This window comes from Klebsiella sp. C239 (assembly GCF_048822715.1).
Lineage (GTDB): Bacteria > Pseudomonadota > Gammaproteobacteria > Enterobacterales > Enterobacteriaceae > Klebsiella > Klebsiella quasipneumoniae.
In genome coordinates, this window is the sequence record NZ_JBMEZK010000001.1 from 757,614 (window position 1) to 776,394 (window position 18,781).

19 protein-coding genes are annotated in these 18,781 nt (G+C 59.9%); 13 read left to right on the forward strand and 6 right to left on the reverse strand.

Annotated elements, in window-relative coordinates:
* Positions 1-3: 3 nt before the first annotated feature.
* From tssF to ACOI6Z_RS03585, 7 genes are all read left to right on the forward strand, one after another.
* Positions 4-1,767, forward strand: a complete 1,764-nt coding sequence (gene tssF, locus ACOI6Z_RS03555; protein WP_420686955.1) for a type VI secretion system baseplate subunit TssF — start codon at positions 4-6, stop codon at positions 1,765-1,767.
* A gap of 29 nt (positions 1,768-1,796) precedes the next feature.
* Complete coding sequence (gene tssG, locus ACOI6Z_RS03560; protein ID WP_072096561.1) at positions 1,797-2,813, forward strand: type VI secretion system baseplate subunit TssG; 1,017 nt, start codon at positions 1,797-1,799, stop codon at positions 2,811-2,813.
* Positions 2,794-3,330: a type VI secretion system lipoprotein TssJ gene (gene tssJ, locus ACOI6Z_RS03565; protein ID WP_086075653.1), complete on the forward strand. Its 537-nt coding sequence runs from the start codon at positions 2,794-2,796 to the stop codon at positions 3,328-3,330. The genes tssG and tssJ overlap by 20 nt, the downstream gene beginning before the upstream one ends.
* 1 nt (position 3,331) lies before the next feature.
* Complete coding sequence (gene tssE / locus ACOI6Z_RS03570) at positions 3,332-3,775, forward strand: type VI secretion system baseplate subunit TssE (RefSeq protein ID WP_044523886.1); 444 nt, start codon at positions 3,332-3,334, stop codon at positions 3,773-3,775.
* A gap of 19 nt (positions 3,776-3,794) precedes the next feature.
* Positions 3,795-5,210: a VasL domain-containing protein gene (locus tag ACOI6Z_RS03575; protein ID WP_087824111.1), complete on the forward strand. Its 1,416-nt coding sequence runs from the start codon at positions 3,795-3,797 to the stop codon at positions 5,208-5,210.
* Between the two features lie 131 nt (positions 5,211-5,341).
* Positions 5,342-6,256, forward strand: a complete 915-nt coding sequence (locus ACOI6Z_RS03580; RefSeq protein WP_023290154.1) for a sugar ABC transporter substrate-binding protein — start codon at positions 5,342-5,344, stop codon at positions 6,254-6,256.
* Positions 6,257-6,339: 83 nt separating this feature from the next.
* On the forward strand, positions 6,340-6,669 hold the full coding sequence (locus ACOI6Z_RS03585; RefSeq protein WP_044523884.1) for a DUF1869 domain-containing protein: 330 nt from the start codon (positions 6,340-6,342) through the stop codon (positions 6,667-6,669).
* An 87-nt stretch (positions 6,670-6,756) separates the two neighbouring features.
* On the opposite strand, the gene ychF is transcribed toward ACOI6Z_RS03585, so the two are convergent.
* Positions 6,757-7,848: a redox-regulated ATPase YchF gene (ychF, locus tag ACOI6Z_RS03590; RefSeq protein ID WP_002910443.1), complete on the reverse strand. Its 1,092-nt coding sequence runs from the start codon at positions 7,846-7,848 to the stop codon at positions 6,757-6,759.
* Positions 7,849-7,965: 117 nt separating this feature from the next.
* Positions 7,966-8,550 (reverse strand): aminoacyl-tRNA hydrolase, encoded by a 585-nt coding sequence (pth, locus tag ACOI6Z_RS03595; protein ID WP_004180389.1) that lies wholly within the window; start codon positions 8,548-8,550, stop codon positions 7,966-7,968.
* Positions 8,551-8,822: 272 nt separating this feature from the next.
* Between pth and ychH the strand changes: the two genes are divergently transcribed.
* The gene (gene ychH / locus ACOI6Z_RS03600; RefSeq protein ID WP_002910437.1) at positions 8,823-9,098 is read left to right on the forward strand and encodes a stress-induced protein YchH; all 276 of its coding nucleotides are present in this window, start codon (positions 8,823-8,825) and stop codon (positions 9,096-9,098) included.
* A gap of 221 nt (positions 9,099-9,319) precedes the next feature.
* Entirely contained in the window at positions 9,320-10,366 is a 1,047-nt protein-coding gene (locus tag ACOI6Z_RS03605; RefSeq protein ID WP_048297769.1) for a MerR family transcriptional regulator, read from the forward strand.
* On the opposite strand, the gene dauA is transcribed toward ACOI6Z_RS03605, so the two are convergent.
* The 4 genes from dauA to lolB all read right to left on the reverse strand — a co-directional run bounded on the left by dauA (position 10,367) and on the right by lolB (position 14,887).
* Complete coding sequence (dauA, locus tag ACOI6Z_RS03610) at positions 10,367-12,046, reverse strand: C4-dicarboxylic acid transporter DauA (RefSeq protein WP_064157472.1); 1,680 nt, start codon at positions 12,044-12,046, stop codon at positions 10,367-10,369.
* Positions 12,047-12,296: 250 nt separating this feature from the next.
* On the reverse strand, positions 12,297-13,244 hold the full coding sequence (gene prs, locus ACOI6Z_RS03615) for a ribose-phosphate diphosphokinase (RefSeq protein ID WP_002910407.1): 948 nt from the start codon (positions 13,242-13,244) through the stop codon (positions 12,297-12,299).
* Positions 13,245-13,427: 183 nt separating this feature from the next.
* Complete coding sequence (gene ispE, locus ACOI6Z_RS03620; protein ID WP_072413462.1) at positions 13,428-14,276, reverse strand: 4-(cytidine 5'-diphospho)-2-C-methyl-D-erythritol kinase; 849 nt, start codon at positions 14,274-14,276, stop codon at positions 13,428-13,430.
* Entirely contained in the window at positions 14,276-14,887 is a 612-nt protein-coding gene (gene lolB / locus ACOI6Z_RS03625; protein ID WP_023290149.1) for a lipoprotein insertase outer membrane protein LolB, read from the reverse strand. The genes ispE and lolB overlap by 1 nt, the downstream gene beginning before the upstream one ends.
* Positions 14,888-15,158: 271 nt before the next feature.
* Here lolB and hemA point away from each other — a divergent pair, with 271 nt between their 5' ends.
* From hemA to sirB2, 4 genes are read left to right on the forward strand one after another with little or no spacing between them, the layout of a single operon-like run.
* Entirely contained in the window at positions 15,159-16,415 is a 1,257-nt protein-coding gene (hemA, locus tag ACOI6Z_RS03630) for a glutamyl-tRNA reductase (protein WP_023290148.1), read from the forward strand.
* A gap of 42 nt (positions 16,416-16,457) precedes the next feature.
* Positions 16,458-17,540: a peptide chain release factor 1 gene (gene prfA, locus ACOI6Z_RS03635; protein ID WP_004203214.1), complete on the forward strand. Its 1,083-nt coding sequence runs from the start codon at positions 16,458-16,460 to the stop codon at positions 17,538-17,540.
* Positions 17,540-18,388, forward strand: coding sequence for a peptide chain release factor N(5)-glutamine methyltransferase (gene prmC, locus ACOI6Z_RS03640; RefSeq protein WP_101976569.1), 849 nt, complete (start codon positions 17,540-17,542; stop codon positions 18,386-18,388). The genes prfA and prmC overlap by 1 nt, the downstream gene beginning before the upstream one ends.
* Positions 18,388-18,780 carry an invasion regulator SirB2 gene (gene sirB2, locus ACOI6Z_RS03645; protein WP_008804389.1) on the forward strand — a complete coding sequence of 131 codons (393 nt, stop codon included), beginning with the start codon at positions 18,388-18,390 and terminating at the stop codon, positions 18,778-18,780. The genes prmC and sirB2 overlap by 1 nt, the downstream gene beginning before the upstream one ends.
* Position 18,781 lies beyond the last annotated feature (1 nt).

Consider the following 18,781-nt stretch of genomic DNA (forward strand, 5'->3'; position numbering starts at 1 on the left):
ATAATGGACGATTTAACCCTGCGATATTTTGACGCTGAAATGCGCTACCTGCGTGAGGCGGCAAAAGCGTTCGCGCAGGCTCACCCCGACCGGGCGGCGATGCTGGATCTCGATAAAGCCGGCACGCCGGACCCTTACGTTGAGCGCCTGTTTGAAGGCTTTGCCTTTTCCGTAGGTCGCTTGCGCGAAAAAATTGATGATGATCTGCCGGAGCTGACCGAGGGGCTGGTCAGCATGCTGTGGCCGCACTACCTGCGCACCATTCCATCGCTATCGATCGTGGCGCTGACCCCAACGCTGCCGGCGATGAAGATGGTGGAAACGGTGCCCGCCGGGTTTGAGATAAGCTCCCGCCCACTGGGGCCGAAAAATACCGTGTGCCGGTACCGAACCACCCGCGATCTGACGCTTAATCCGCTGGCGATAGAGGAGGCGGTGATGACGGCGGAGCCGGACGGACGTTCGGTCCTGCGGCTACGCTTCACCTGTAGCGAGCTGGCAGACTGGTCGCAGACCGATCTCCGCCGCCTGCCGCTGTACCTGGGGGAAGACGCCGTTACCGGCAGCGCTCTTCATCTGTGGCTGACCCGACGCCAGGCCGCGATGTACCTGCGTCTGCCAGGGCAGGCGGAGCGGGTAAGTCTGGACGGCTATTTTTCGCCGGGGGGATTCAGCGAGGAGGATCGTTTATGGCCGAAGGGGGAGAGCGCTTTCAGCGGCTATCAGTTGCTGCTCGAGTATTTCACCTTTCGCGAAAAATTTATGTTCGTGCAGCTAAATGGCCTGGAAAACATCACCCTGCCGGCGGGGATAGCGCATTTCACGCTTGAGGTGGTGTTCAGCGAGGTCTGGCAAAGCGATTTACCCGTCAGCGCAAGCAGCCTGCGCCTGCACTGTGTGCCGGTGATTAACCTGTTTACCCTCGAGGCCGATCCGTTGACCATCAGCGGGCTGGAGAGCGAATACCTCCTGCGTCCGAAGCGCCTGCAGGACGGGCATACCGAAATCTATTCTGTCGACAGCGTGACCGGCTCCGGGCGCACCGGGGAGGCGCGCTATGTGCCTTTCACCCGCTTTCGTCACCAGGGGGGAATGATGCGTCGCCATGCGCCGGAGCGCTACTACCACACCCGCGTCAAACGGGGCGTCACCGGCATGCACGATACCTGGCTTATCCTCGGCGGACAGCAATGGGAGGCTGACCGGGCGCTGGCGCGGGAAACGGTCTCCTTGCGCATCACCGGCACTAACGGCCAGCTGCCGCGCCGGGCGCTACAGAGCACGTTGCTGGATCGCTGTGAGTCGATATCAGCCACGCCGCTTACCGTCCGTAATCTCTGTAAACCCACGCTGCCGGCATATCCCCCGGCGGAAGACCGCTACCACTGGCGGGTCATGAGCCATCTGGGCACCCGTTTTCTCAACATGATGAGCAGCGCCGAGGTACTGCGCGGTACGCTGTCGCTCTACAACTGGCGGGAAGATGAGCTCAATAACCGCCGTCTGGACGCCATTCTGGCGGTAAGTCATCACCGAATTCAGCGTTTCGAGCAGGGCTTCCTGCTGCGCGGGCTGGATATCGAAGTGACGCTCGACAGCAGTGGATTTACTGGCATGGGGGATGTCCATTTGTTTGGCGACATGCTCAACCGCTTTTTCGCGCTGTATGCCGATATGAATCAGTTCATCCAGCTGACGCTCATTGTTCAACCTGAAGGGAAATGTATCCGGTGGAAAGAGAATCACAGTCTGCGCCTGCCCGGCTGATGGCGCAGCTCCGGCCTCAGTTGCCGTACATGAATTTTTACCGCTTCTGCCAGTTGCTGGAGGAGAACCATCCGAAGGCGCCGATCATCGGCAGCGGCTGGCTGGTGGGTGATGAACCCATACGCTTTCGCCCGCATCCGGGGATGGGTTTCCCGGCCGGCGAAATCCGTGGAATGGACGATCCTGACCCGCCCCGGCCGCCGGCGGTTCGCGTTGCTTTTATGGGTCTCTACGGCGTGGAATCCCCGCTGCCGACCCACTATAGCGATGATATTGCGCAACGGCGGGAAGGCGTCGAGGCTACCGAGGATTTTCTCGATATCTTCAACCATCGACTAATCGCCCAGTATTACCGTATCTGGCGCAAATATTCCTACCCGGCAACCTTTCGGGTAGGTGGCACGGACAACACCTCGCAGTATCTGCTGGGCCTGGCGGGGCTGGGCATACCGGGATGTGCCGCTGTCGCCGCAGCGCCGCTGTCGCGATTTCTGGCGCTGCTGCCGGGGATGATGTTGCCGGGGAGATCCGGGGAAGGCATGGAGGCGCTGGTGGCGCTCCTGGCTCCGGGGACCCGGGCGACGGTGTACCACCACGATCCCTGCCGGATCCCCTTGTCGCAGCCGTTAACGATGAGCATCCGCCAGCCAGTTAGCCTGCAACACAGGCCAGTGATGGGAACTCACGCTACGGATGTGAACGGTCAGGTGTTGCTGCAGCTGGCGACGGAAAAGCCTGATGAGGTCCGCGGCTGGCTGCCCGGCGGCGAACTGTTCAGCGACCTGATGGCGCTCCTGCACGTCTGGCTCGGATCTCATCTCGACGTGCGGCTGCAGCTTTGCGTCGCCCGCCATTTACTGCCGAATGCGCAACTTTGCTGCCAGCAGGCGCATGCCGTCCAGCTCGGGAGAACGGCTGTGCTGCAACCGCTGGATGCGCAGAAGCAGGCTGACGACAGGATCACGATTTATCTGGGGCGCTATCAGCGCGTCCGGGAAAACCTCCACCGCAGGGAGAGCGATGAAGATGGCGATTACCGTAGTTAAACCCTCTGCCACGTTACTGGCATTCTTCATGGTCACCCTCTTAACCGGCTGCGGCCTGACGCAGACCGTAAAAGACGGCGCCGTTTCCGTGACCCAGTCCATTTTTTACCCCCAGGTGAAAACGCTTCATCTGGATCTTCGCGCCCGGGAAGGCGTGAATAACAACGCCAAAGGCGCCTCCCTGGCGACGGTGGTGCGTATTTACCAGCTGAAGGACCGGCAGGCATTTGACAATACTGACTACCCGTCGCTGTTTGCCGGCGATGGCCAGGCGCTGCAGGCGGACCGGGTGGCGGAAAAAGATATTCGCCTGCGTCCGGGCGAATCGGTGACCGTTGATATGCCCATGGAAACCAGCGCGCAGTTTGTCGCTGTGGCGGCCATGTTTATCGATCCAGACCTGACGCTAAATAGCTGGCGGCTGGTACTCACCCGGGACGATCTCGACCCGGCGAGACCGCGCATTATCGAAGCCAGCCAAAATCAACTGACGCTGCACCCGCTTAAGGAGAAGTGAAATGCCTCGACCCTCCCTGTACGACATCCTCTACGGCAATTTCGCCGGCGGGCTGGAGCTGAACAACGTCAGCGAAACGGATCAGGTCATCCTGTCGGTGCTCGATAACATGCAGCGCATCCTCAACTGTCGGGCCGGAACGCTGGCCCATTTGCCGGACTACGGCCTGCCGGATATGACCGCTATCCTCCAGGGCATGCCGGCGTCGGCGCATCAGCTGATGAGCACGCTGTCGGCGGTGTTGCTGAAATACGAACCGCGCCTGCAGCGGATCGCGGTGGTGATGCTCGATCAGGATGCGCCCGGCGAACTGCGCTATGCCATTGATGCTGAGCTGAAGGATATCGGTCTGGTACGTTACGGTACAGAGTTTATGCCTGAAGGCAGGGTGTTGATCCGCCACCTTAAACGTCAGCAGTACCTTGACGCCCGCTCCGCCCTCTAATCTCTCGCTGAAAGACATCATGATGACAACACATAAAGACCGCCGCTATAAAACCGGTGGCGACCCACGCACGCTGGCTGATTTTATTGCCCTGCGTGCGGAAATGAACAAGCTCAGCCACCCGGCGCGGCCGGATATTAACTGGCCGTATGCCGAGCAGCTTGCCCGTGCGCTGCTGGAGCATCACGGCGCGGATCTGCAGACTGTCGCCTGGTATACGCTGGCCCGCGCCCGGCTGGACGGCCTGGCAGGGATCAACGAGGGGCTATCGCTGCTGGAAACGCTGCTGGCCCACCAGGGTAAAAACCTGTGGCCGCAGGCGCTCCCGGCCCGCACCGAAATCTTCCGCACCCTGAGCAAGCGGCTGCGGCAGGTGATCCGCACCCTGAACCTCACCCCGGACGATCTTGCGTCGCTTAGCCAGGCTGAGTGTTCGCTGCAAACCTTCGACGCGGTGCTCCAGCGCCTTGAGATCGCGCCTGAAAACCCGCTGAGTGACCTGCAGGCGCTGCTGCGCAGCACGGCAACCCGCTTCGAGAACCTCGACCCTGCGCCAGCGCCTCCCGTCGCGCCGCCGGTGGCGATGTCTGAGGCGGCACTTCCCGACGCTCTGGTCAGCGAAGAGGATGCTGCGAAGGCTGAGCCAGCGCCAGAACGACAACGTAGACCAGAGGCTGAGCCGCTGGCTCCGTCTTCACCAGCAAAGCGGCCCGCGCCAGGGATGGCATCGACTCCGGTCGCCGCGGCGCGCTGGAAGCCATTTATCGCCGGAATGGTCACCATGCTGGCGGTGTCGGGCATCGCCGTCGGTGGATGGCTGGCGCTGCGCCAGACCGATTTGCCGCCAACTGTGATGACGCAACAGGCCGGGCCGCTAGCGGACCTCCCGGGGGCATCTCCCCACGCGCCGGTCGATCTGCGCCAGGCGCAGCGCCAGCTTGACGATCTCGCCCAGCTGGCGCCGGACTGGGCGATAAGCTACGGCGACCGGCTGGTCCAGCTGGCCCTGAGCCGCTGGCCGGAACAGGCAAAGCCCCTGGCGCAGCAGTGGCAGCGGCAGCTAAGCGCTGCGGCATTGCCCGCGGAAAACCTCACCGGCTGGGCGGAGGGCATGCGTCAGCTGCAACGGCTTGCCGGTCAGCTCAATGCCCTCGACGAGCAGAAGGGGAAGTACCTGACGGTGAGCGAACTGAAAACGGCGGTGTTTGCCATCATGCAGTCGCTTAACCGCGCCGTTCCGCTGGAAGAGCAGCTGCGTGAGCTGGCCGCGCTCCCCGCAGGTCAACCCTGGCCAGCCGCCCGCGGCAGTCTCGCCGAACTGCATCTGCAACAGCTGATCGTGGAGTATGCCCTGCTGAAGCGAAAACAGCCGGCGCCACCGCCCGCTGCGCGACCCGCAACCGGTGGGCCCTCGGTGAGTGAGGCGGTGAAATAAAGTGTGCGCATGGCAACATTTTCTTTACATCATGATTGCAAGAACTCTACGCCCTTCGTAGTCTGAAAATGATTTAAATATACCGTTTCATTTTATATTGAAAATTTTATTTCAAACTCTGAGGGCATGCTATGAAGCACTGTAAAATCATCCTGTTAGTTGGCCTTCTGGCCAGTTCCGCTTCGGCATTGGCGGAGAAGATCGGCGTCTCGATGGCTTACTTCGATCAAAACTTTCTCACCATTATTCGTCAGTCCATTGAGAAAGAAGCTCATGCCCGCCAGGTCGAGGTGCAGTTCGAAGACGCCCGCGGCGACACCGGGCGCCAGGCCGATCAGGTGCAGAGCTTCATTGCCTCCGGCGTGGACGCGATCATCGTTGATCCCGTGGACTCCGCCAGCACCCCGCAGCTGACGAAGATGGCGCAGCAGGCCAGGATGCCGCTGGTGTATGTGAACCGGACGCCGGGGGACAAAACGTTACCCCCTGGCGTGGTGTTTGTCGGTTCGGACGAGCGGGAGTCCGGCACATTGCAGATGGAAGCGCTGGCGAAGCTGGCGAACTACAAAGGCAACGTCGCCATCATGATCGGCAATCTCACCGATGCCGGCGCGCTGCAGCGCACCAGGGACGTAGAGCAGGTGGTGGCCAAATATCCGGCGATGAAAGTGGTGCAGAAACAGCCGGCCAACTATTCCCGCAGCGAGGGAATGGATCTGATGCAGAACTGGACAGGCAACGGGGAAGCGATTGATATTGTGGCGGCGAACAACGACGAGATGGCGATTGGCGCGGCGATGGCGCTGGAGAAGAGCCAGAAGAAGCTGCTGATCGGCGGCATCGACGCCACGCCGGATGGGCTGAAAGCGTTGGCCAGCGATAAGATCCAGGTAACGGTTTTCCAGGATGCCGTTGGTCAGGGCAAAACGGCCTTAGCGGTGGCGTTGAAGCTGATTAAAGGAGAAAAAGTCGAGTCCCATGTCTGGATCCCGTTTGAGTTAGTGACCAAAGAAAACATGCAGACCTATGTGGAAAAGAGTCATTAACGGCAAGGCAGAAATGTTCGAACTTTGCTGATAAAACCGGGCTGAGAATATGACGCCCGGGCAACGAAACCGGAGGAAAAGAGATGGCAACGGCAAAAAGCGGCTATACGCTGCAGGTGATAAAGGCAGGGCAGCAGGGGCATGTTGAAATGAGGTGGGGGCATCTCGCGGAAGTTGATACGCGCGTGGCGGCGGCGACCATCGCGCAGCATATCGGGCGACCCTCGTCTGCGGCGGATCCGCAGGAGATCAGCCTGTCGCTGACCAATGCCGCCAGCGGCATCTCGGTGGAGCTTCATCACCCGGCCTCAGGGGAAAGCGCCACCCCGGCTTTTATTGAGGACGAGTTAAAAAAGATTGTGCAGATCGTTGATGGCTACGAGGCGGCAGAAGAGACCCATATCGTGGAGTAGCGCGCCGCCTTGCGCACAGGAAAAAAAATCCACGCCGGAGCGTGGATTTTTTTTACTCGATGGCGGCAGAAACGCCAGCCAGCGGTATTAGACGTTGAACAGGAAGTTCATCACATCGCCATCTTTCACGATGTAGTCTTTACCTTCAGCGCGCATTTTACCGGCTTCTTTCGCGCCCTGTTCGCCTTTGTAGGCGATAAAGTCTTCATAAGCGATGGTCTGCGCGCGGATAAAGCCTTTTTCGAAGTCGGTGTGGATCTTACCGGCTGCCTGCGGCGCGGTCGCCCCGACCGGGATGGTCCAGGCGCGAACTTCTTTCACCCCAGCGGTGAAGTAGGTCTGCAGGTTCAGCAGGGCGTAGCCAGCGCGGATCACGCGGTTCAGGCCCGGTTCTTCGAGACCCAGCTCAGCCATAAACTCATCACGCTCTTCATCGTCCAGTTCGGCGATGTCCGCTTCAACCGCGGCGCACACCGGCACCACTACAGACCCTTCCTGCTCGGCGATAGCGCGAACCTGATCGAGGTATGGGTTGTTCTCGAAACCGTCTTCGTTGACGTTCGCGATGTACATGGTCGGCTTGAGGGTCAGGAAGCTCAGATAGCGGATGGCCTCTTTCTCTTCTTTGGTCAGATCCAGCGCGCGCAGCATACCGGCGTTTTCCAGCTGCGGCAGGCATTTCTCCAGCGCGGCCAGCTCAACTTTCGCGTCTTTATCGCCGCCTTTGGCTTTTTTGGAGACGCGGTGAATCGCGCGCTCGCAGGTATCAAGGTCAGACAGCGCCAGTTCGGTGTTGATAACGTCGATATCTTCCGCCGGGTTCACTTTACCTGCCACGTGAATGATATTGTCGTTTTCAAAGCAGCGAACCACATGGCCGATAGCTTCGGTTTCGCGGATGTTGGTCAGGAACTGGTTGCCGAGACCTTCGCCTTTGGACGCGCCTTTCACCAGGCCCGCGATATCAACGAACTCCATGGTGGTCGGCAGGATACGCTGCGGTTTGACGATTTCAGCCAGCTTGTCCAGACGCGGATCGGGCATCGGTACGACACCGGTGTTCGGCTCAATGGTACAGAAGGGGAAGTTGGCCGCTTCAATACCCGCTTTGGTGAGCGCATTGAACAGGGTGGATTTGCCGACGTTGGGCAAACCGACGATACCGCATTTGAATCCCATGATTTAAATCACCTTAATCTTTGGATAATCAATCTGTTATCAGGAACAGATTGCAGAAAATTGAATAGCTTTGCCTATTATACACGGTGCGCGGCAAAAATGCCGCACGACAACGGCTTATTGCGCCTTAAAGGCGTGTAAACGGTTGGTCGCTTTAGTGAGACCATCCTTTAACCAGATTTCCGTACAGCGCGCCGCTTCGTCGACGGCATCATCAATCAGTTTCTGCTCGCTGGCCGGTGGTTTGCCGAGGACAAAGCCGACAACCTTGTTTTTGTCGCCCGGATGGCCGATCCCGACGCGTAAGCGGTGAAAGTTCGGGTTATTGCCGAGCTTGCTGATGATGTCTTTCAGGCCGTTGTGGCCGCCATGGCCGCCGCCAAGCTTAAATTTCGCCACGCCCGGCGGTAAATCCAGCTCATCATGGGCAACCAGAATTTCGTCCGGGTTGATGCGATAAAAGGTCGCCATCGCGGCCACGGCTTTACCGCTAAGGTTCATAAAGGTGGTGGGCACCAGCAAGCGAACATCCTCGCCCGCCAGGTTGATGCGCGAGGTATAGCCGAAGAATTTGCTCTCTTCGCGCAGCGGCGCGCGATGGCGATCCGCCAGTAAATCCACATACCAGGCGCCAGCGTTGTGCCGGGTGGCGGCATATTCCGCACCGGGGTTGGCCAGGCCGACAATCAGTTTAATGGTCACGTTTTCTTTCCTGCATGGGGCATTCTCTGCCGCGTAGTGTACTGTCTGCGGGCGCGCTTGACAAAGTTCTGGCCTCGAGACAATACCAGCATTGATGATTTACTCTCTAAATCATTAGAATTTGATATTGTTCATAGGCTTATTTGTAAATTTTTGTCTATTTGCTGTTCACTAATGTGATCGTGGGCGCACTCCACAGAAGAGACCTTGTCTATACTACACCTATAAGATTTGGGGACATTCCCTGGCAACCCAAAGTCCGGAGGTGACACATGAAACGCAAAAACGCTTCGTTACTCGGTAACGTACTCATGGGGTTAGGGTTGGTGGTGATGGTTGTGGGGGTGGGTTACTCCATTCTGAACCAGCTTCCGCAGCTTAACCTGCCACAATTCTTTGCGCATGGCGCAATCTTAAGCATCTTCGTTGGTGCGGTGCTCTGGCTGGCCGGTGCCCGTATTGGCGGCCACGAGCAGGTCAGCGACCGCTACTGGTGGGTGCGCCACTACGATAAACGCTGCCGTCGTAATCAGCATCGCCACAGCTAACCGTAGCATGATTCCCGCATCGGTCCCTGAAGACCGATGCGTTTTACTGTGCCTCTCGTTATCTCTTCTTCTTTTTCCCGCCATTTGACGACCCCCGTTCCGACCTGAGCTTCGGGATGCTATGGTTGCCGCCAAAAGTGAATATCAAGCGCGTTTTTCGCTTGACCCTGACGTTACGTCAGGCAGCAGAGTAGCGGTCCTGGCCACAGAGAGGAGCAGTCATGTTAATTCAGGTGGGAGAGCTGGCGAAGCGCGCCGGGCTGACGGTGCGTACGCTGCATCATTATGAACAGACGGGGCTGTTAACGCCTTCGGCCAGAAGCGAGGCGGGCTATCGGCTCTATAACCTGTCCGCGGTTCAGCGCCTGCATATGATCAAGGCGCTGGCGCAGACCGGGCTGACGCTCGCCACCATCAAGGACTATCTCGATCGGCGAACGCTGTCGCTACCCGAACTGCTGACGCAGCAGATAGAGACGCTTAATGACCAACTGCGCGATGTCGGCAGGCTGCGCGACCGGCTGTTGGCGCTGCGCGAGGCGCTGGCGAGCGGCAATGAACCCGATCTGGAGTCCTGGCTACAGACGCTGGAGTTAATGAAAATGTACGATCGTTGGTTTAGTCAACAGGAGTTAGCCGTGCTGCCGTTTGCGGCACAGGATGAACAGCGCGCGCAGGCGTGGCGCGAGCTAACAGAGGAGGTGCAGACGCTGATGGCGAGCGGCTGCCCGACGGACAGTCCGCAGGCGATGAGTCTGGCGACGCGCTGGATGGAGCGCCTGGAGCAGGATACGGCCGGGCGCCCGGAGTTTCTGACCCGCCTGAACGAGATGCATGCCGCCGAGCCGCAAATGGTTGAACAGACCGGCGTCACCCCGGCCATCATTGCCTTTATCACCGAAGCCTTTGCCGAAAGCAAACTGGCCATCTGGGCGCGGTATCTCGACGACGAGGAGATGGCGTTCACCCGCCGGCACTACTTCGACCGGCTACAGGAGTGGCCAGCGCTGGTGGCGAAGCTGCATCAGGCGTGCCGTGAGGGCGTAGCGCCGGATTCGGCGTCGGGTCAGGCGCTGGCCCGGGCGTGGCTTGAGCTGTTTCAGTCCTACGCCGGCACCCGGCCGCAGACGTTGCAGAAGTTTCGTCAGGCAATGGAACAGGAGCCGCATTTGATGAAGGGCACCTGGATGACGCCGGCGGTGCTGAGCTGGCTGCAGCAGGCGACCGGAGCCTTGATGCGGCAGGCGCAGGGGCCTGCCGCCGGGTGATCACAGGTCAGCCAGCGCGGCCTGACGATCGGGGTAGAAGCTCAGGCGTCCGGGCAGCGGCTTGACGCCGGCGCGCGCTAACGTGCGTAGCGGCTGAAATTCGAGGTTAGATACGCGTAATTCACAGCCTTCCGGCAGCTTGTTCACAAAGCGCTGGAAGGCATCCAGACCGCCGGCGTCGAGAACCGGCACCGCGTCCCACTTCAGCACCACGATGCGCTTGCCGGCGATCCGGGTCTCCAGGTCGTTGAATAGACCTTCGGCGGCGGCAAAGAACAGCGGACCGATCACCCGCAGCACCAGCACGTCGTCTGGCACTTCGACGTTGACCGGCGCCAGATGGGTCATGCGCGCGATACGGCGCATAAATAACAGCGAAGCCAGCACAATCCCGACGCTGATGGCGATCACCATATCAAACAACACCGTCAGCGACATGCACATCAGCATCACCACGATGTCGTCCTTCGGCGCGTGGCGCAGCAGATTGATGACTTTATGCGCCTCGCTCATGTTCCATGCCACCATCAGCAGCAGGGCGGCCATCGCCGACAGCGGCAGCCAGGAGAGCAGCGGGGCGAGGATCAGCAGCGCCATGATCACCAGCAGGGCGTGGATCACGGCGGCGATCGGCGATGTGGCGCCGGCGCGGACGTTCGCCGCCGAGCGGGCAATCGCCGCGGTGGCGGTGATCCCGCCGAAGAACGGCGCAACGATGTTGCCCAGCCCCTGGCCAATCAGCTCGCTGTTGGCTTTATGTTTGGTACCGGTCATGCCGTCGAGCACCACCGCGCACAGCAGAGATTCAATAGCGCCCAGCATCGCCATGGAGAAAGCCGCGGGCAGCAGCGCCTGCAGCGAAGCCCAGCTCAGGGTAAAGTTGGAACCCGGCATATCCCAGGGCAGCACCAGCTGCGGCAGCAGCTGCGGAATGCCGTTGCCCTGAGTGCCGTCCGCCAGCTGATAGTGGAACTGCGAGCCGATCGTCGCCACATCGCCGCCGAGCAAGTTGACGACCAGCATCACCCCACAGCCGGCCAGCAGCGCCGGGAGGTGGCCCGGCAGACGGATACCCAGCCGCGGCCAGAGGATCAGGGTGCCGAGGGTGACGACGCCGATGGCGGCGTCCCCAACGTTAATGGTCGGCAGGGCCATCGCCAGCGCCGCCACTTTCTGCAGATAATGTTCCGGCACATGGGGCATCTGCAGGCCGAGGAAATCTTTAATCTGCATGGTACCGATGGTGATACCGATCCCGGAGGTGAAGCCGAGGGTGACCGACAGCGGGATATATTCGATCAGGCGGCCAAAGCGCGCCAGGCCGAAAAGCATTAAAAAGATCCCCGACATCAGCGTCGCCACCAGCAGCCCCGCCAGGCCGAACTGCTGGGAAACCGGATAGAGGATCACCACAAAGGCGGCGGTCGGTCCGGAAACGCTAAAGCGCGATCCGCCGGTTAAGGCGATCACAATCCCTGCCACCGCTGAGGTATAGAGGCCGTACTGCGGCGGCACACCGCTGCCAATCGCCAGCGCCATCGCCAGCGGAATCGCAATGATCCCGACGGTGATCCCGGCGATCAGGTCGCGGGTAAAGCGGGCAGTGGTGTACTTTTCTTTCCAGCAAGCGTCGATGAGGGCGCGGAAAGGCATCACATGTGAGGAAAATAATCTGTTCACAATAATGTTTCATCCATGAGCGCATCATCTGTCAACTGAATGGCAGGTGAAGGAGGCATCGGTCATTGCCACATCATCCTTCGGGATGCCTCTGTGTTGGCTGCGTTCATTTACCCCGGTCACGTACTGCCTGTACGCTCCCGGGGATTCATTCACTTGCCGCCTTGACGCATGCCGAATGATTTTGTGGAAGAATTAATAATTCAGAGACAAAAAAACCCGCCGCAGCGGGTTTTTGTGCTCGGCTCGATTAATGTTCGAACATAGCAGAGATTGATTCTTCATTGCTGATACGGCGAATAGCTTCAGCCAGCATACCGGAGAGCGTCAGAGTACGCACTTTATCCAGCGCTTTAATTTCTGGCGCCAGCGGAATGGTATCGCAGACGACAAATTCATCGATCACAGAGTTTTTAATGTTCTGGATGGCGTTGCCGGAGAAGATCGGGTGCGTCGCGTAAGCGAATACGCGTTTCGCGCCGCGCTCTTTCAGCGCTTCTGCCGCTTTACACAGGGTGCCGCCGGTGTCGATCATATCGTCGACCATCACGCAGTCACGACCCGCGACGTCGCCGATGATATGCATCACCTGGGAGACGTTGGCGCGCGGACGGCGCTTGTCGATGATAGCCATATCGGTATCGTTCAGCAGTTTAGCGATAGCGCGAGCACGAACCACGCCGCCGATGTCCGGAGAAACCACGATCGGGTTGTCCAGGTTCAGCTGCAGCATATCTTCCAGCAGGATTGGGCTGCCGAACACGTTATCAACTGGCACATCGAAGAAGCCCTGGATCTGTTCTGCGTGCAGGTCAACGGTCAGCACGCGGTCAACGCCGACGCTGGACAGGAAATCTGCCACCACTTTCGCGGTGATTGGCACACGAGCAGAACGAACACGACGGTCCTGACGAGCATAACCGAAGTAAGGGATAACGGCGGTGATACGACCTGCCGAAGCACGACGCAGAGCATCAACCATAACAACCAGTTCCATCAGGTTGTCATTGGTGGGAGCACAAGTGGACTGGATGATGAAAATATCACCACCGCGTACGTTTTCATTGATTTGTACGCTGACTTCGCCGTCGCTAAAACGACCTACAGCGGCGTCGCCAAGAGAAGTGTACAGGCGGTTGGCAATACGTTGTGCTAGTTCCGGGGTGGCGTTACCAGCAAAAAGCTTCATATCAGGCACGAGAAGAACCTCAGGCATGCGTCCAGTGGTGGATGAATGGGCCAATAATGTGCGGGCTGGCGCCATTCGATCCAGTCGGTGTATTTAAAGAGCACGATGCAACGTCTGGAACAGGGTGACGTTGTCACCGTAACTCAATTTCCCCGGCTGACTCATGAACGATGCGCCCTCACGGCGCAGGATTCAGAGCAGGGCCTGCTTGAGCGGCGAGAGATTTACTCCGCGCGCCACAAAGCCATTTAGCCATGCCGGGGCAGTGTCCAGCACCTGACGGGCAGCGGATTCGGTGTTAAATTCAGCAAACACACAGGCCCCTGTGCCGGTCAGGCGTGACGGCGCATATTCTAACAGCCAGGAAAGCGCGGCATCAACCTCGCGAAAACGTTTTCTTGCGATAAGCTCGCAATCGTTGCTGAATTCACAATTTAATAACGTATTAATTGACCGGCGCGGGGTATTTCGTGGTAGCTCCGGGTCGCGAAAAATGATCGGCGTCGGAATACTGACGCCCGGATGGGCCACCAGGTACCATTTTTCCTCAGGCTCCACCGGCGTCAGAATTTCACCTACCCCCTCGGCAAAGGCGGCATGGCCGCGCACGAAGACCGGCACATCGGCCCCCAGCTGCAGGCCAAGGGTCGCCAGCTCATCTTCCGAGAGTCCGCAGCCCCAGAGATGGTTGAGCGCCACCAGCACGGTGGCGGCATTGGACGAGCCGCCCCCCAGGCCGCCGCCCATCGGCAGGCGCTTATCGATACTGATATCGGCGCCGCTGCCCGCCGGCAGGCGGCCGCTTTCGCCGGCGGCGCGCATCAGCAGACGCGCGGCGCGAACGATCAGATTCTCTTCGTCCGGCACCCCGGCCACCGGCGTCAGCAGGCGCAGTTCGCCGTCAGCGCGCGGTTCGATGGTCAGCGTATCGCCGTAGTCGAGGAACTGAAACAGCGTCTGCAGGGTGTGGTAACCATCGGCCCGCTGGCCGGTGATATATAAAAACAGATTCAGTTTTGCAGGTGAGGGCCAGCGGCTCATCATTTCACGATCCAGTTATCCATCTTCAGCTTGATGCGCTGGGCGCCATTGTTCAGCTCGACATTAGACGGCAGGGCGGGCTGGGTATCGCTGGTGTAGCCGCCGTAGGTGACGTGCCAGGTTTTGCCGTTTTGCGTGTAGTTCAGTTCACGCAAACGGTACCGATCGTCCAGCGAATAGTCGGTGGCGTCGCCCGGCAGGCCGATGATCCACTGGCGCAGGCTGTTCAGCGGGATCGGCATCCCGGTCAGGCGGCCAATCATCTCTTCGGCATCGGTGGCGGTGTAGGTCTGGCCTTTGTTGTCGATCAACTGCACGCTGCCAGGCTGCGCGGTCAGCGACAGCTCGGTGCTGCCCAGCGGGTTGGTCAACAGCAGGCGATAGCGGTCCTGGCCGGTCTGCTGCCAGAAGAAGCGGGCATAGACTTTTTGCTCATCGGAGAGATAGGCAAACGCCCCGCGGGTCTGGAACTGGTTGAGGCTGCGAACAGCCTGCTGGTGCTGGCGCCACTGCGGCGAATCCGGGCTTTTGCCAGGCCCCTCGGGGGTATGAACAGAACAAGCGGTCAGGACGAGGCTGGCCAGCGGCAGCAGGCGGAACAGTCGATTCATAATGATGACAAATCCTTGATGTCTACAGTGAAATCCGGCGGCAGGGGAACAGCGGGCCGATTTGTGTAGCAGGTTACATTTATAATCCTTAATGCTAGCGTCGCCGGGCGATAGCGTCTACGTTCAAGTTGTCTGAAATCAAAAAATTAACCTTAATGGCGGTCTTGCTTTGGCTATTACTCCAAAAGGGGAGCCTCTCTTTTATTGATTACGCGCATCCTGTATGATGCACTCAGACTAACCTTAGCAACGCTGGTACTACTCCCTCACAATGACCCTTTTAGCTCTTGGCATCAATCACAAAACAGCTCCGGTCGCCCTGCGAGAACGCGTCGCGTTTTCGCCGGAAACGCTCGATAAGGCGCTGGAGAGCTTGCTGGCTCAGCCGATGGTGCAGGGTGGGGTGGTGCTGTCGACCTGCAACCGCACGGAACTCTATCTCAGCGTCGAAGAGCAGGATAACCTGCAGGAAGCGCTGATCCGCTGGCTGTGCGATTACCACGGCCTCAATGAAGAAGACCTGCGTAAAAGCCTCTACTGGCACCAGGATAACGACGCCGTCAGCCATCTGATGCGCGTCGCCAGCGGCCTTGATTCGCTGGTGCTGGGCGAACCGCAGATCCTCGGTCAGGTGAAAAAAGCCTTCGCCGATTCCAGCCGCGGCCATCTTAACGTCAGCGAACTGGAGCGGATGTTCCAGAAATCGTTTTCGGTGGCCAAGCGCGTGCGTACCGAAACCGATATCGGCGCCAGCGCCGTTTCCGTCGCGTTCGCCGCCTGTACCCTGGCGCGGCAAATCTTTGAATCCCTGTCGAGCGTGACGGTGCTGCTGGTCGGCGCCGGTGAAACCATCGAACTGGTGGCGCGCCATCTTCGCGAACATCACGTGCGCAAAATGGTGATCGCCAACCGCACTCGTGAACGCGCCCAGGCGCTGGCGGAAGAAGTGGGCGCCGAGGTGATTGCCCTCAGCGATATCGACGAACGGCTGAAAGAGGCCGACATCATTATCAGCTCCACCGCCAGCCCGCTGCCGATCATCGGCAAAGGCATGGTGGAGCGTGCGCTCAAGGCGCGGCGCAACCAGCCGATGCTGCTGGTGGATATCGCCGTCCCGCGCGACGTCGAACCGGAGGTCGGCAAACTGGCTAACGCTTACCTCTACAGCGTCGACGATCTGCAAAACATCATTCAGCATAACCTGGCGCAGCGTAAGGCCGCGGCGGTGCAGGCGGAATCGATCGTCGAGCAGGAGACCAGCGAATTTATGGCTTGGCTGCGCGCGCAGAGCGCCAGCGAGACCATTCGCGAATACCGTTCTCAGTCCGAGCAGGTCCGTGAGGAGCTGACGGCGAAGGCGCTGGCCGCGCTGGAGCAGGGCGGTGATGCCCAGGAAATTATGCAGGATCTGGCGCGTAAGCTCACCAACCGCCTGATCCACGCGCCAACCAAATCACTTCAGCAGGCCGCCCGTGACGGGGACGACGAACGCCTGCATATTCTGCGCAACAGCCTCGGGCTGGAATAGCGCACCTTTCTCTTATTTTCAGGACAGGGTGAATTCACGCCTATGAAGTCTTCTATTGTTGCCAAACTGGAAGCGTTGTACGAGCGCCACGAAGAAGTGCAGGCGCTGCTCGGCGATGCCGCGACGATTGCCGATCAGGATAAATTCCGCGCGCTGTCGCGGGAGTATGCTCAACTAAGCGATGTGGCGCGCTGCTATACCGACTGGCGTCAGGTGCAGGAGGATATTGAAACCGCGCAGATGATGCTCGACGATCCGGAAATGCGCGAAATGGCGCAGGAAGAGCTGCGGGACGCCAAAGATAAAGGCGAACAGCTGGAGCAACAGCTACAGGTCCTGCTCCTGCCGAAAGATCCTGATGACGAGCGTAACGCCTTCGTGGAAGTGCGCGCCGGGACCGGCGGCGACGAAGCGGCGCTGTTTGCCGGCGACCTGTTCCGCATGTACACCCGTTACGCGGAATCGCGCCGCTGGCAGGTGGAGATCCTCAGCGCCAACGAAGGTGAACACGGCGGCTTTAAAGAGGTGATCGCCAAGATCAGCGGCGACGGCGTCTATGGCCGGCTCAAATTTGAATCCGGCGGCCATCGCGTGCAGCGCGTGCCGGCCACCGAGTCGCAGGGGCGTATCCACACCTCCGCCTGTACGGTGGCGGTGATGCCGGAGCTGCCGGAGGCGGAAATGCCGGATATCAACCCGGCGGATCTGCGCATCGATACGTTCCGTTCCTCCGGCGCGGGCGGTCAGCACGTTAACACCACCGACTCGGCGATCCGTATTACCCACCTGCCCACCGGCATCGTGGTGGAGTGTCAGGACGAACGTTCCCAGCATAAAAACAAAGCCAAGGCGCTGTCGGTGCTGGGGGCGCGGATCCGCGCCGCCGAAGTGGCCAAGCGTCAGCAGGCGGAAGCCTCCACGCGCCGCAACCTGCTGGGCAGCGGCGACCGCAGCGATCGCAACCGTACCTACAACTTCCCGCAGGGCCGCGTGACCGACCACCGCATCAACCTGACCCTTTACCGTCTCGATGAGGCGATGGAGGGCAAACTCGACATGCTGATTGAGCCGATTGTCCAGGAACACCAGGCCGATCAGCTGGCGGCGCTGTCCGAGCAGGAATGATGACCTTTCAGGCCTGGCTGCAGCAGGCAATCGCCCGCCTGGCGGAGAGCGACAGTCCGCGACGCGACGCCGAGATCCTGCTGGGACACGTCACCGGTCGGGCGCGCACCTGGATCCTGGCCTTCGGCGAAACGACGCTGTCCGCCGACGAGGCGACGACGCTGGAGGCGCTCCTGCAGCGACGCCAGCGCGGGGAGCCCATCGCCCATCTGGTCGGGCAGCGGGAGTTCTGGTCGCTGCCGCTGTTTGTCTCCCCGGCGACGCTGATCCCCCGCCCGGATACCGAATGTCTGGTGGAGCAGGCGCTGGCGCGTCTGCCCGTCGCGCCGTGCCGTATTCTCGACCTCGGCACCGGGACCGGCGCCATTGCCCTGGCGCTGGCCAGCGAACGTCCTGACTGTGAAGTGATCGCGGTGGACTTGATGCCGGACGCCGTGGCGCTGGCGTTGCGTAATGCCGCCCATCTGGGCATTGCTAACGTGACGATACGGCAAAGCGACTGGTTCAGTGCGCTGGCCGGGCAGCGCTTCGCCATGATCGTCAGCAATCCCCCCTATATCGACGCCGCCGACCCGCATCTTGCCGAAGGCGATGTGCGTTTTGAGCCGTTGACGGCGCTGGTGGCAGGCGACCAGGGGCTGGCCGATCTGGCGCAGATTATCCGCGAGGGGCGGCAGTATCTGCAGCCCGGCGGCTGGATGCTGCTGGAGCATGGCTGGACCCAGGGCGAAGCGGTACGCGCCCTGTTTCGCGAGGCGGGCTATCTGGATGTCGCGACCTGCCGCGACTATGGCGACAATGAGCGTCTGACCCTCGGACGTTTACCCGACATGGAGAACGTTGGCTGATGAACTTATTCACGGCTGTCCTCTACCTGCACATCGCCAGCGTGGTGGTGTCGGTAGGATTGTTCGTTTTACGTTACTGGTGGATGTATCACCAGAGCCCGCTGCTGAACCAGCGGTGGGTGCGAATTGCGCCGCACTGCAGCGATACGCTGCTGTTTCTCAGCGGTGCGGGATTAATGGCGATAACGCACTACCTGCCGTTCACAGAAGACGGCGCATGGCTGACTGAAAAGCTGTTTGGCGTTATCATTTACATCGCATTAGGTTTTATCGCGCTGGGCCGTCGTCGTCCGCGCAGCCAGCAGAGCCGCTTTATCGCGTTCCTGCTGGCGCTGGTGGTGTTGTTTATCATTATTCAACTCGCCATCACAAGAATACCGATACTGGGGTAGG

Coding starts and splice junctions, on each gene's coding strand:
- ACOI6Z_RS03575 (WP_087824111.1), top strand. CDS start 3,795: ATGATGACAACACATAAAGACCGCCGCTATAAAACCGGTGGCGACCCA.
- ACOI6Z_RS03585 (WP_044523884.1), top strand. CDS start 6,340: ATGGCAACGGCAAAAAGCGGCTATACGCTGCAGGTGATAAAGGCAGGG.
- prfA (WP_004203214.1), top strand. CDS start 16,458: ATGAAGTCTTCTATTGTTGCCAAACTGGAAGCGTTGTACGAGCGCCAC.
- prmC (WP_101976569.1), top strand. CDS start 17,540: ATGACCTTTCAGGCCTGGCTGCAGCAGGCAATCGCCCGCCTGGCGGAG.
- tssE (WP_044523886.1), top strand. CDS start 3,332: ATGCCTCGACCCTCCCTGTACGACATCCTCTACGGCAATTTCGCCGGC.
- ACOI6Z_RS03605 (WP_048297769.1), top strand. CDS start 9,320: ATGTTAATTCAGGTGGGAGAGCTGGCGAAGCGCGCCGGGCTGACGGTG.
- tssJ (WP_086075653.1), top strand. CDS start 2,794: ATGGCGATTACCGTAGTTAAACCCTCTGCCACGTTACTGGCATTCTTC.
- tssF (WP_420686955.1), top strand. CDS start 4: ATGGACGATTTAACCCTGCGATATTTTGACGCTGAAATGCGCTACCTG.
- lolB (WP_023290149.1), bottom strand. CDS start 14,887: ATGAATCGACTGTTCCGCCTGCTGCCGCTGGCCAGCCTCGTCCTGACC.
- sirB2 (WP_008804389.1), top strand. CDS start 18,388: ATGAACTTATTCACGGCTGTCCTCTACCTGCACATCGCCAGCGTGGTG.
- ychF (WP_002910443.1), bottom strand. CDS start 7,848: ATGGGATTCAAATGCGGTATCGTCGGTTTGCCCAACGTCGGCAAATCC.
- ychH (WP_002910437.1), top strand. CDS start 8,823: ATGAAACGCAAAAACGCTTCGTTACTCGGTAACGTACTCATGGGGTTA.
- tssG (WP_072096561.1), top strand. CDS start 1,797: ATGAATTTTTACCGCTTCTGCCAGTTGCTGGAGGAGAACCATCCGAAG.
- ACOI6Z_RS03580 (WP_023290154.1), top strand. CDS start 5,342: ATGAAGCACTGTAAAATCATCCTGTTAGTTGGCCTTCTGGCCAGTTCC.
- ispE (WP_072413462.1), bottom strand. CDS start 14,276: ATGAGCCGCTGGCCCTCACCTGCAAAACTGAATCTGTTTTTATATATC.
- hemA (WP_023290148.1), top strand. CDS start 15,159: ATGACCCTTTTAGCTCTTGGCATCAATCACAAAACAGCTCCGGTCGCC.